Origin of the sequence: Spiroplasma endosymbiont of Nomada rufipes, from assembly GCF_964277355.1 — a bacterium.
Taxonomy (GTDB): Bacteria; Bacillota_I; Bacilli_A; order Mycoplasmatales; family VBWQ01; genus Spiroplasma_E.
In genome coordinates, this window is the sequence record NZ_OZ195517.1 from 992918 (window position 1) to 1006021 (window position 13104).

Here is a 13104-nt window from a genome sequence, read left to right on the forward strand (position 1 = left end):
ACGCCTAAATTAAAGGCATTTATTTTATGAGACCTATACTATTAATTATATTGAAATTGTTTATTATATAGCAAATATGAAAGTTATTTTTTAAATAATTTTTATTTTATTTAAAATTACACTTATATATTTATATAATAATTAAGTAAATTAATTTTTAAAATATATTTACAATAAATTTAGAATTTTTTAAAATAGTTAGGAGAAGTAAATGTGAATTTTAATTATAAATGAAATTTTAGAGAACAAAGTGCAAAAATTGATAAATTAGTTTTAGAACATGCTCAATTGTAAAGGTAAGTGCAACTAAATTATTTTTCTATCCAAATATTCGATTGGTGAAAGATAATTTAATATTTTTCTCGGTCTTTGATTTAAAGACAATATAAATTTATGAACTTCATTTTTATTAGTTTTTGAAAAAATAAATTTTTTAGGAAATTTTTCTCTAATTAAACCATTAGTATTTTCATTAGTACCTCTTTGTCAAGGTGAATATGGATTGGCAAAATAAATTTTTACATCTAAATTTTTTTCAAGTTGTTGTCAATTTGAAAATTCTTTGCCACGATCAAAAGTAATAGTTTTAACAATGTTTTTAGGAAGAATTGATAAATAATAACTGACATTTTTATTAATAACTTTAGTAGTTCTGTTTTTAACTAATATTGCTAAAGTAAATCGTGATACTCTTTCAACTAAAGTTATTAAACATGATTTGCTTTTACCTCGTGATGATACTATAGTATCTCCTTCTCAATGACCAAGTGTTATACGATCATTAACATTTATATCTCGTTCTTTAATTGATTTACCATTAAACTTGCCACGATTTTCTTTAGATTTTCGTTTTTTACCTTTTCTTCTTAAATTTTTACTAGTAACTTTATCAAGCATTCCAAAATAAATTCAAGTATAAATTGTTTTAAAACTAATAACTCACTCTTTATGAAAATTTTTAATTCTGCCATAAATTTGTTCAGGTGATCAACCTAATAGTAATTTTTGTTGTACATATTTTACTAAATTCTTATTTTTAAACTTATGAAAACTAATATGTGATTGTTTTCGATTTTCAGCTTTATTTTGTGCAATTAATGAAAAATAATGATTATTATCTTTATTTCTATTAATTTCTCGAATAATAGTACTAATACTTCGATTAAGATTTTTAGCTATTTCACTAATTTTAAATTTAAATTTCAATTGATTCTCAATATAAATCCTTTCATCTATGCCAAGATGTTTATAACTCATATAACAACTCCTTACTTTTTTCTAAACTAAATTTAGCATTATGAAATTTTTATATGAGAATTTTTTGCAATTTTATTTACTTGCACTTACAAGTATAATTCAGCAAGCAAATACGTCGAATATAAATTTAAAAATTTAAGGGTTAAAGAGAGTAATTTTGTCTAATTTTCATTATTTTTCAAATAATTCATTTTTGGAAATAAGTTACTAATATTGGAATAAATTATTTCGTAAATTTGACAACCGTCCGTGATCATTTTTAATTAAATTATTAATTTATAATTGAACAGAATGATAATTATAAGTTTTGTTTTCTTTAGTATCTAAATTACTTTGTTGTTTGATTTTTTCAAAATTATTATCTGGGATTTTTAAGCAATCATTTAGTAATTATTTTATGTTAGAATTTTCAATATTAAAGTTTTCACATATTTCTTTTAAAGAAAGTTTAGTTTCAAAGTATATTTCATCATTTTTAATAGTTATACCTTCTTTAATAATTTTATTTTTTAAGTCATTAATTTCAGTTATATATGATGAATTTGGTAAATTAAAAGTTGCTGTTATTACTCATGGGATATCTATTTTTTTAGATGCAACTGCATTATGGTAAGCATTTTTTAAAAATTCTTGTAATTCTTTAGAAAAAATGGTTGCTTTTGAACTATTGTAAATTGAGTGTTGAACATTAATTAGATCTTTTTGATTATAATCAATCATTATTTCTAAATTTAAACGTTTACTTTTTAATTTAAAAGTATTATTTTTTAATATTGTTTTTATAATTTCATATGACTTTGGCATATAATTATCCTTTCTTTTTTAACTTATTAATAATTATTTAATACTAAATTAATTATATATTATTTTGGATTTTAATGTAGTAATAGGAGTTTTAAATAACATTATAAGTTTAATTTAAAAAGATATTATTAAAATATTATTATTTTAGAATAATAAGTTATTTGGTGTACGAGGAAAAGGAATAACATCTCTAATATTATTAATACCAGTAATAAACATTAAAAATCTTTCTAGACCTAAACCAAAACCAGCACTTGGTGCATATCCATATTTTCTTAAATCAAAATATCATTGTAGATCATTACCCTCAATTTTGAATTGGGTTTTATTTTTTAGTAATTGTTCATAATTATCTTCACGAACAGAACCACCAATTAATTCACCAATCCTTGGCACTAATAAATCCATAGCTGCCACTGTTTTTTGTTGTAGATAATTACTATCAATTGGATTAAGTTTCATGTAAAAAGCTTTGATGGTTTGTGGATAGTTAATAACAAAAGTTGGTTGTTTAGTTATTTCTTCACATAAATATCTTTCATGTTCTGATTGTAAATCAATTCCTCATTTAATTTCATTAAATTCAAATTTTTTTCCTTTTTTTTGCGCATTTAAAAGTAATTCAATGACTTCTGTATAAGTAATAACTTTAAAATCAGATTTAAAATCGGCAATTTTTTCTAATTTTTCAATTAGTGATTGTTCATTTTTAGTTTCTTGTTTTTGTTCTAAAAATTTTAATTCAGAATTACAATTATTTAGAACATCTCTAATAACGGTTTTTATTAGTTTTTGGGCTAGTATAATATTATCTTGTAGATTACTAAAGGTAAATTCTGGTTCTACCATTCAAAATTCTGCTGCGTGACGTGTAGTATTAGATTTTTCAGCACGAAATGTTGGTCCAAATGTATAAACTTTTTGTAAAGATTGAGCGTAGGCTTCAGCATTTAACTGACCACTAACAGTTAATGAGGCTTTTTTCCCAAAAAAATCCTTTTCATATTTATCATTAGTTATAGTAGTAACAATAAAATTTTCACCAGCACCTTCAGCATCATTAGCTGTAATAAGAGGACTATGTAGGTAAATAAATTGATTATTATGAAAAAAATTATGAATAGATCATGATACTTGATCACGAATTCTAAATAATGACAAGAAAGTATTAGTACGAACACGTAAGTGTGCATGTTCACGAAGAAATTCATTTGTATGTTCTTTTTTTTGGATTGGATAATCATTAGCGCATATGTTGTAGACAGTAGCAGTAATTACTTTTAGTTCAAATGGTTGTTTCGCATTTGGTGTTAAAATTAAATTACCAGTAATAGTAACAGCACTACCAGTAGTAACATTAGTTAAATTGTTAGTATTTTCTAAATTTGGATCATATACTACTTGTAAGTTATTAATTGAAGAACCATCGTTTAAATCTAAAAACCCAACTTTTTTACTATTTCGATTAGAACGAACCCAACCGTTAACAGTTACTTGTGTTGGTATTTTTTTAGTTTTATCGTTACTATTAATAAATAAATTATTAATTGTGTAAATCATTATTGTTCCTCCTATTTATTTTTATATAATAAATAAATTATATATTAACTATTATCTTAGTAGGGAATTATTTATGATTTTTTTCATTAATATTTGGGATAAATTTTATTTTTAGTTAGTATAAAATTTCAAATTGAATTTTAAGTTAATGTTATAATATTACTTATAGTAAAGGGGGTTTATTATGGGCAAATTTTTAAAGTTAATTACTAATGGCTTTATGACAGGTGTTAGTGAACCATGATGTAATAATAAAGGAGTTGCAGTTTTACCTTTTGTATATAAATACAATCAATATTGATTTTATTAATGAAAGAAAAGAATCCTTTATTTGAAAATAAAAAGATATCATTTTTTAGTACTCTAACAGGTGGTTGTAAATTAGGTAAATCATCACTAGAAACTGTTAAGAATGAAATTTTAGAAGAGACAGGAATTAATATTAGAAGCTTAAAACTTGATTGTATTTATAGACTTGGTAGTTACTATGCTAATAAAACTTCAATAAAAATATGACATTTTTATGCTGTTGATTTATCTAGTTTGAATTTAGATTTAAAGTTAAGTTATTTTGGTAAAGGTGATGGTAGTATTGGTGAAAATGGTATTAATGGTATTTTTATTAATGAGAGTGAACTAGATAAAGTTAATGATGCACTTACATTGGCAATTTATGGAAAATTACGATTGAATAATACAATAGTGAACATAAATAAATAAATAAATTTAAAAGGAAGAAAATATGTTTAAAGATATAAAATTTAGATTTATAAAAAGAAAGAAAAATATAAAAGAATTTTTATTATCAATACCCAAAGATCTTAATAAAATTCCATTTTCTGCTAAAGTAGCTATTATTTGTTTAGGGATTTTTATGTTATGAAATACATTTTTTGATTTTAATCATTTTATTAATCCTAATTTATATCCTTCGGTTTGAACTATTGTAAATCGTCAAGTTTATCATCCTTGACAGCAAGTATTATTATTCTTAAATGGTATTGCTGCTTTTACTAATGTTATTTGTATAATTTTAATTTCATTTGGTAAAATTTCTAATTTTTTTTGAGGCTTTTTTTCTGTTACTATTTATGGTTGTATTGCTTTAGTTTGAGATTATGTTGGTGATATGCAGTTGAATTTATTTTTCTTTTTGCCTTTTCAATTTATTGGCTATAGTTTATGGAAATTTCATTTAGATTCACAACAAGAAATAATTTCTAAACGTTTAAATTTAAAAACAAGTATTGTTACTATTTACTTTGCAATTGTTTTATCAGTATTTTTTTATTTTGAAATTCCTGAATTTTCACGTGTAATTTTAGGGAAATATGATTTTGATGGTAATACTTTTCAACAAGTTTTACCACATATTCTAGATTCATTAACTAATTCTTTAAGTATTGTTGCGCAAATACTAATGTTATTACGTTTTCGTGAACAATGAATTTTTTGAATAATTGTTAATATTTTTCAAATAGCTATGTATTCGGGAGTTGCTCATAATCGTTTGGATGTAAATCTTTTATTAATGTGAATTGTTGCTCTTGGTAATTCTGGTTTTGGTTTTTATCAATGATTTTTTGTAAGAAGTAAAGAAAAAGTAGTAGTTAAAAAAGAAACATATGAGCAGTAATAACTTTTAAATAAGAAAAATAATAATTTAGAAAATAAGTTATTATTTTGTATAATAGTTTGTAAAGTATAAAATAATTATCAAAGAAGGTTATTATGAAAAAAAATGTATATATATTAAAAAATTTAGATGACACTAATACTCTTGCCAAAATAATTGCTAAAATTGCTAAACCAAATTTAATTTTATTATTAAATGGTCCGCTTGGTAGTGGTAAAACGCAAATTACTAAATTAATTGGTAATTTACTTGGAGTTAAAAATATTATTAATTCACCAACTTTTATTATTTGAAATAAGTATCAAACTAAATATGAATGAAATTTAATTCATATGGATGCTTATCGTTTAATTAATCCTCATTTAGAAGAATATTATGAAATAATGATTAATAATTTTATGATAATTGAATGATCGGAAAGATTAAAAATTAATTTTAATAATTATTCATATATTGCTATAGATTTTAAAATTATTGATATTAATAGTAGACAGATAGTTATTAATAATAATCTTCTTACAAAAGAGGAAGAAAAGTATTTATTTGATGCATTAAAAAAAATATAGAATTTTATTTATAAAAAAAAGTAGGAAAAATCCTACTTTTTTTTATACTTGTATGTGAAAGTAATTAAGCATAATACTATTAATAGTACTTTGACTAATTAGACCAAGTTTTTGATATTGTTTTAATACTTCTAAAGTATAATTATTATCATCAACAGGATAATAATTATTTAAACATCAAAGTAAACCAGCAAATAATACTAATGAACCAATAGCAATTGGACTAAAAGCATAATAAACAGTTATTTTACGATTATGATATCCGATTAAAGAAGCAAATAATCATCCTGTGACAAAAGCAATCATTCAATATAATAATGTCACTACTTGTTGATCAGTTATAAATCAAAATATTAACATTAATAAAATAGTTGTAAAGAAACGACTCATAATTGGAGTTTTAAATAATTTATAATTTCAAATGAAAGGTAACATTGCTCCTAATGAAATTACAGGAAAAACTCAAAATCCTGACATGATATTAATATTATCAACAACACTTTGTAAAATACCGGTTAGAATCATTGCACCAATTCAAATGAAAATTGCTTTTCATCATCCATAAAATCCTTCAACAAATCTACCAACACGATAAAAAATTCAAAGTGAAAATATTAAATTAATAGGAGCTGAAGGATTTATATCATTACCAGCAAATGGATAAATTAATCACCTTCAATATTGATAAGCACCAAATATTAAGTTATGATAATTGGCACCAAAAAGCAAATGTTGTTGTTTATAATCTAATGCTAATCAATCATCTTGACTAAGGTTTATAATTACTAGAAAAACAACAAGTGTAATAATAGGAATTATAAAAAGAAATCAGGTAACTGCCAAATTAGCATTAGTACATTTTTTTAATGTTTCGCTTAAGTAACGACGGTTTTGAAAATTAACTTTTTTTCAATTATCACTTAAAGTTCCAGTACTATTATCTTCATTAGTCTCTTCATTATTTTCGGTTTCAGTTTCAAGTTGGGGTAAGTCTACCTTAATAAATTTAGTAATACTAGGATAAAATTTAGATAATTCTTGAACAATTTTGTCACTAGTAGCAATAATAACATCAACCGCTGGTGACATTCGATTTTCGTTTTGGTTATCATCATTTAAAATAACCATTAAATAACGAATATCTTTAACACCTTCATCTGCTAATTGTTTATGTAAAATTTCATAAACTTCATCTTTATTTTTTAAATGGTGAGGATTAAAATTATTTTCTTTAATAATTTTAATGATATGATAAGTATTACTATCTTTATTAGTTAGATATACTTCACCTTTAACATGTAGTTTTAATTCTTTAGGAACATTAAATGGTCGATAATCTTGATGACTAATAAAATAATCAACTAATTGTAAACCTAAAATATCTAGAATATTATCATCCATTATTTAACACTTTCCTTTCGTAATAATTGTAATTTATTTTCAAAAAAATCAGGTAAATTACATTCAAAAGTCATAACTTTTTTAGTTGTGGGATGAGTAAAAGTAATGACTTTAGCATGTAAGTATTGTCCAATATTAGCATTTTCCAATTTAAACTTGCTGTATAAAGGGTCATTTACAATTGGATGTTCAATTCACTCAAAATGAACACGAATTTGGTGTGTTCGACCAGTTTCTAATTGACATTGAACTAAAGTATAGTCTTTAAATCGCTCAATAACTGTAAAATGAGTAGTTGCTTTCTTACTATTTTGTTCATTGACCATCATTTTTAGACGATTATTATTGCTTCTAGCAATAGGCGCTTTAATGGTTCCTGATCTACCTTTAATTGTACCATGAACTAATGCAATATAAATTCGTTTAATTTCATGTTTTTGTAATTGTTCTGCTAAAATATGATGACTAATTTTATTTTTAGCTACTAATAATAACCCTGTCGTTTGTTTGTCAATACGATGAACAATACCTGGACGTAAATTATTTTCATCAATATTTTCAATTTTAGATTGGAATAATAATCCGTTAACTAAAGTATTATCTCAATTACCTGCTCCTGGGTGGACAACCAAATTATTAGGTTTGTTAATAACAAGAATTTCATTATCCTCATAAATTATTTCAAAATCAATTGCAGTTGCTTTTAAAGTGTTCTCTTTTTCATTTTTAATAATAATATTTATTTCATCATTATTTTTTAATAATAAGTTAGCTGATGAAATAGTTTTATTATTAACTATTACTTGCCCATTAGTGATTAAATTTTGGATAAAATTTCGTGAATAATGATGTTCTGTTAATACCATTGCTAAATATTTGTTGATGCGGATATTTTTGTTTTCATGATATGTTAGTTTTATCATCTTTTGATTTTCTATCATTGATGATTGTTGTGAATGTTCCGTTGTTGACTTCATTATTGTGTTCTCCAAACTTTTCTTGATAGGCATTAATTATGGTTCCAATAATTATTTGTAGAATAATAATTGTGATACCAATGGTAATAAATATATCCGCAGTATTAAAAATAGTATATGGTGGGAATAGTTGTCATAATAAAAAGTCAATAACACCACCATTATGTAAAAATCTATCGGTTAAATTACCGATTGTTCCTGCAATAACAAAACTGAGACCTAGTGCTCTGTTAATAGATTTAGTAAATAATAGTCAGGTGCTACTAGCAATTGCTACTAGAAAAGCAAAAGTTATTAGAAAGATTTTTTGATTTTGAAAAAAACTAAAAGCAGAACCATAATTAATAATAAATTTTAAATTAATAAATCCGGGTATGAATTTATATTCTTCACCAACTTTTATTCCATTTTGTACTGCTAATTTTATCATTTGATCAGTGACAATTAGAATAATAATTGCACAAAAAAAAATTATTTTAGTTAATCATTTTCAATCACGTGTTTTTAAATGATTTTTAATTGCTAATCAAGAAAATTCCATAATTACTTCTTTCTAAACTAATATTAGTTATTTACATTATTAATGATAACACTTCAAAACAACGATTACAAACATCTTCTTTTTTTTCATTAACAATTAATCAACAGCGAGGACATTTAGTACCCTCTTTTGTTTTAACATTAATAGTTCAGTCATTAACGTTGCTATTATTATAATTAATATTAACTTCACTAACAATTAATAATTGTGCTAATTCTTTTTCATCAATTGTTGATAAGATATTATGATTATCTTTAAAAATAATAGTCACTATTGTTTCTAAGGCTGTTTTAACAATTTTGTCTTTTTTAGCTTGTTCAATAACTTTATTAACTTCATTTTTAAAGTTAATAAAATATTCTCATTTTTCCATTAGTTTTGTTGGTTTGTTTAAATTTCATGGTTGTGGAAATTTTTTTAAATGAATAGAATCACTGCTTGTGTTTAAATCTTTTTTAGTTAAACTTTGGAATGCTTCTTCAGTAGTGTGTGGCAAAATAGGGGCTAATAAACCAATTAAAGTTTTTACTATTAAAAACATTGTCATTTGTACTTGTTTTCTTCTAATATCATTTTTGCTATTAACATATAAAATATCTTTAGTAAAATCACAATAAAAAGCAGACAAATCATTAGTAACAAAATTTAAAATTAAATGATAGATAGTATTAAATTGATAAGTTTGATAATTTTCATTAATTTTAGTCACTAATCCGTTTAATTTATTTAAAATATATTGATCAACTTCTGATAAACTATTAATAATTTCTTCTTCTGTTTTATTTTCAATAGTTTTGATATCTAAACCAAATAAATTACCTAGTAAGAAACGAAAAATATTTCTGATTTTACGATAGTTTTCACTAACTTGTTTTAAAATTTCAGTACCAATTCTTGTATCATCAGTAAAATCAACACTGGCTACTCATAATCGTAAAATATCAGCACCATTAGTATCACAAATTGATTTAACACTAATAACATTACCAATTGATTTTGACATTTTATTGCCTTTAGCGTCAGTTACAAAACCATGTGCCAGCAAGTTTTTATAGGGACTACTATTATTAGTAATAGTTCCTGTTGTTAAACTTGAATTAAATCAACCACGAAATTGATCATTACCCTCCAAATATAAATCTGCTGGTCAAGGTAAATTATTATTTTTAATAACTGCTAAGTGGGAAACGCCACTATCATATCAAACATCCATGATGTCTTGTTCTTTATAAAAAATACCATTTGGACTATCTTTATGTTGATATTTAGGTGGTAATAAATCTTTTGCTTCTTTTTCGAATCAAATATTTGAACCATGTTTAGCAAATAAATCAGCAACATGATTAATAAGGTTTATATCCATGATTGGTTCTTTTTTTTCGGTGTAAAAAATTGGAATTGGTAATCCTCAAGCACGTTGACGAGAAATGCATCAATCATAGCGATTATTTGTCATTAATAACATTCTTTTTTTTGCTAATTCAGGAACAAAATTTACTTTATTAATATTTTTAGTAAGTAATGGTTTGATTTTTTCAATAGCGATAAATCATTGTAAAGTGGCACGATAAATAACGGGTTTTTTAGTTCGTCAATCATGTGGATATTGATGTTTAAATCATTTCATACCAATTAATGTACCATTATTTTTTAAGCGCTCAACAATAATTTTATTAGTATCATCATAAAATTTATTGACTAATTGTTCATCATTGATTTCTGCTGTAAATTGACCTTGATCATTAATTGGACAAAGAATTTTGATATTATGTTTTAATCCTAAATCAAAATCTTCTTCACCAAACGCTGGAGCAGTGTGAACAATTCCAGTTCCATCATTTATAGTAACATGAGAACCATGAACGATTGGAGTTTTTCTTTGATATAATGGATGTAATGCTGTTAATTCAATTAAATCTTTACCAGAAATTGTTTTAACAATTATAAAATCGGTGATGTTGTTTGCTTTAGTAAAAGAATCAATCAATGGTTGTGCAATAATATATTGTTGTTCATTAGTTTTAATAATACTATATGTAAATTCTTCATTTACTGCTAACATTTGATTGCTAGGAATGGTTCATGGTGTTGTTGTTCAAATTATTAGTGAGGTAGGTAAGTTAAATATTTTTTTTTCATCATTTAGTAAAAAGGCAACATAAATAGCAGCACTAGTTTTTGTTAAATATTCAACTTCAACTTCAGCTAAGGCACTTTCGCTTGATGGTGATCAATATACAGGATATAAATTACGATATACTAGTTTTTTTTCTACCATTTTAGCAAAAACTTTAATTTGTTCAGATTCATATTTTTTATCATAAGTAACATAATGATCTTCAAAATCTGTTAATAATCCTAATGTTTTAAATTGATTAATTTGATTAGCAACTTGCAGTTCTGCATATTTTTGACATTGTTTTCTAAAATCTGATACTGCTATTGTTTTACGATTAATTCCCGAGTTAGTAACTGCTGTTTCAATAGGTAAACCATGCGTATCTCAACCTGCAATATAGGGTGCATAATAATTGCTACTATTATAATAGCGAACAATAATATCTTTTAAAATTTTATTTAATGCATGTCCTAAATGTAGATCACCATTAGCATATGGAGGTCCATCATGAAGAATAAAAGTTTTCGTAGATTTTTTATTTTTGTTAATTAGTTGTTGATATATTTTTTGGTCTTGTCAATATTTTTGTAGTTGTGGTTCTTTTATAGTTAAATTAGCACGCATTTCAAAGTTAGTTTGAGGCATTAATAATGTATCTTTATAGTTTTTATTCATGTATATTATTCTCCTTTAAAATAACAAGTTTTATTTGTACTAATTATTCTTTTTTATTCTTAAATCATTATACTAGTAATTACTTGAAATTTGTATAATATTTACTTTATTTTAATAATAAGATTTTATAAAACTTAAAAGTTAAAAATATTACTTTTAGTGAGTATTATTTTATAATAAAGTATAAACTTATTAAAGTTTATAAAAAATATTTTTAAAATTTTAAAAAAGAGGTTAATGAATAATGTTAAAAATTTTTATTTCATATCATCATTTAAGAGAACAAAAAGCAAAGGATGAATTATCAGAATTAATTTCGCAATGTTATGGAGAATATTTTGAAGTGAAAGACGTATCTGTAAAACTAGGTGATATTGATCCGCAATTGCCTCCTAAAAAGATATTTAAAACTATTAGAGAAGAGTATTTAAAAGATTCAGATACTACTGTAGTTATTTTAGGAAAACATACAAAATGTAGAAAACATATTGATTGAGAAATTGCATCTTCATTATCAATATATGGTAGTCTTCATCGAAGGGGAAAAAATGGTTTATTAATACTTTTAACTGATGATTTTATTAAAAAATCAAAAAAAAATTGTGATTTTAATGATAATGATTACAAAACTTTAATTAATGAACAAAATTCTACTCCAAGAATTTATGAAAATGTAATAAATAACTATGCAATCGTTGAAAGTTTTTCAAATGTAGTTTCAAATCCTTTAAAGTTTAAAAAATTACTTGATAAATGTCAAGATAAAGTTAAAACTGAAAAATTGAAAAAAAACTTTGATCTTTTCAAAGAAATAAATTTGTTTGAAGAAAATATAGAAGATTGTCCAAAAAAATCTAAAAATAAACTAAATTGTTATTTTTCAAAAAAACATAAATCAAAAAAATTATTTTTTGAAAAAGTTAAAAATGAAGTTAATAATAATGAAAAACTTTTTAGTTATGAAAAAATTTTAAAAGATTTTCATTATTATTATTAAGGTTAAAAATTAAAAAATATACTTTTTTATCAATTATTTAAGAAAATTTTATGTAATCAGAATGTTGTTTTAAATAATATTTTTAATTAGAAAAAAATAAATAATTAAATACCAATAAGAATACAGATGTATATTAGTAGTTAATTATAAATATCAAAAATATATAAAATTAAAAAGGTTTTATTTTTTTAGTAAATAAAACTAAAAAAACTTTATTTTAGTAGTATAATAAAAATACTTACTTAGTTAAGGGTAAGTAAATATTCATTGCGGTTGGCACCTAACAGTGAATAGGAGTTACCATTATTGGTAACTCTTTTATTTTAAATAATTATTATATACCTCAAAATTTAATAATATTTAAATTATTTATATAATATGAAAATAAAAAATATTGTAAAAATTTCTAAAATTTGGTAAAAGATAAGTGTAAAAATAAATATAGTTTTTAACCCATTGCTTTGTTTGTAAGTAAATGGGTTTTATTTTACTAAGAAGGTGTATAAAATGCGTGATAATGATAAAAGAAAATCAACAACATTTCAGCGAATAGTGGAAAATAATCCAGAAA

General features: G+C 23.3%; 12 protein-coding genes. 5 read left to right on the forward strand and 7 right to left on the reverse strand.

Annotated features, from left to right (window positions below; genetic code table 4):
* Nucleotides 1–306 precede the first annotated feature (306 nt).
* The 3 genes from ACICQF_RS05455 to asnS form a co-directional block, all read right to left on the reverse strand.
* Nucleotides 307–1257 (reverse strand): IS30 family transposase, encoded by a 951-nt coding sequence (locus tag ACICQF_RS05455; RefSeq protein ID WP_338979395.1) that lies wholly within the window; start codon nt 1255–1257, stop codon nt 307–309.
* A 390-nt stretch (nt 1258–1647) separates the two neighbouring features.
* Nucleotides 1648–2061, reverse strand: coding sequence for a hypothetical protein (locus ACICQF_RS05460; protein ID WP_395473066.1), 414 nt, complete (start codon nt 2059–2061; stop codon nt 1648–1650).
* A gap of 144 nt (nt 2062–2205) precedes the next feature.
* Nucleotides 2206–3624 carry an asparagine--tRNA ligase gene (asnS, locus tag ACICQF_RS05465; protein WP_395473714.1) on the reverse strand — a complete coding sequence of 473 codons (1419 nt, stop codon included), beginning with the start codon at nt 3622–3624 and terminating at the stop codon, nt 2206–2208.
* 181 nt (nt 3625–3805) lie between these two features.
* On the opposite strand from asnS, the gene ACICQF_RS05470 reads away from it, so the two are divergent.
* The 4 genes from ACICQF_RS05470 (at nt 3806) to tsaE (ending at nt 5823) form a co-directional block, all read left to right on the forward strand.
* Nucleotides 3806–3931 carry a hypothetical protein gene (locus tag ACICQF_RS05470; protein WP_395473067.1) on the forward strand — a complete coding sequence of 42 codons (126 nt, stop codon included), beginning with the start codon at nt 3806–3808 and terminating at the stop codon, nt 3929–3931.
* Nucleotides 3931–4341 carry a hypothetical protein gene (locus tag ACICQF_RS05475; RefSeq protein ID WP_395473068.1) on the forward strand — a complete coding sequence of 137 codons (411 nt, stop codon included), beginning with the start codon at nt 3931–3933 and terminating at the stop codon, nt 4339–4341. Before ACICQF_RS05470 ends, ACICQF_RS05475 begins: the two co-directional genes overlap by 1 nt.
* A gap of 22 nt (nt 4342–4363) precedes the next feature.
* Nucleotides 4364–5257, forward strand: coding sequence for a nicotinamide riboside transporter PnuC (gene pnuC / locus ACICQF_RS05480; protein ID WP_395473069.1), 894 nt, complete (start codon nt 4364–4366; stop codon nt 5255–5257).
* Between the two features lie 95 nt (nt 5258–5352).
* A complete protein-coding gene (gene tsaE, locus ACICQF_RS05485) occupies nt 5353–5823 on the forward strand; it encodes a tRNA (adenosine(37)-N6)-threonylcarbamoyltransferase complex ATPase subunit type 1 TsaE (RefSeq protein WP_395473070.1) in 471 nt (156 codons plus the stop codon).
* 42 nt (nt 5824–5865) lie between these two features.
* On the opposite strand, the gene ACICQF_RS05490 is transcribed toward tsaE, so the two are convergent.
* From ACICQF_RS05490 to ileS, 4 genes are read right to left on the reverse strand one after another with little or no spacing between them, the layout of a single operon-like run.
* Entirely contained in the window at nt 5866–7224 is a 1359-nt protein-coding gene (locus ACICQF_RS05490) for a hypothetical protein (RefSeq protein WP_395473071.1), read from the reverse strand.
* Nucleotides 7224–8147: an RluA family pseudouridine synthase gene (locus ACICQF_RS05495; RefSeq protein ID WP_395473715.1), complete on the reverse strand. Its 924-nt coding sequence runs from the start codon at nt 8145–8147 to the stop codon at nt 7224–7226. The genes ACICQF_RS05490 and ACICQF_RS05495 overlap by 1 nt, the downstream gene beginning before the upstream one ends.
* Nucleotides 8035–8742 carry a signal peptidase II gene (gene lspA, locus ACICQF_RS05500; RefSeq protein ID WP_395473072.1) on the reverse strand — a complete coding sequence of 236 codons (708 nt, stop codon included), beginning with the start codon at nt 8740–8742 and terminating at the stop codon, nt 8035–8037. Before lspA ends, ACICQF_RS05495 begins: the two co-directional genes overlap by 113 nt.
* 31 nt (nt 8743–8773) lie before the next feature.
* Nucleotides 8774–11536 (reverse strand): isoleucine--tRNA ligase, encoded by a 2763-nt coding sequence (ileS, locus tag ACICQF_RS05505; protein WP_395473073.1) that lies wholly within the window; start codon nt 11534–11536, stop codon nt 8774–8776.
* Between the two features lie 244 nt (nt 11537–11780).
* Between ileS and ACICQF_RS05510 the strand changes: the two genes are divergently transcribed.
* Nucleotides 11781–12533 carry a TIR domain-containing protein gene (locus ACICQF_RS05510; RefSeq protein ID WP_395473074.1) on the forward strand — a complete coding sequence of 251 codons (753 nt, stop codon included), beginning with the start codon at nt 11781–11783 and terminating at the stop codon, nt 12531–12533.
* Nucleotides 12534–13104: the final 571 nt, after the last annotated feature.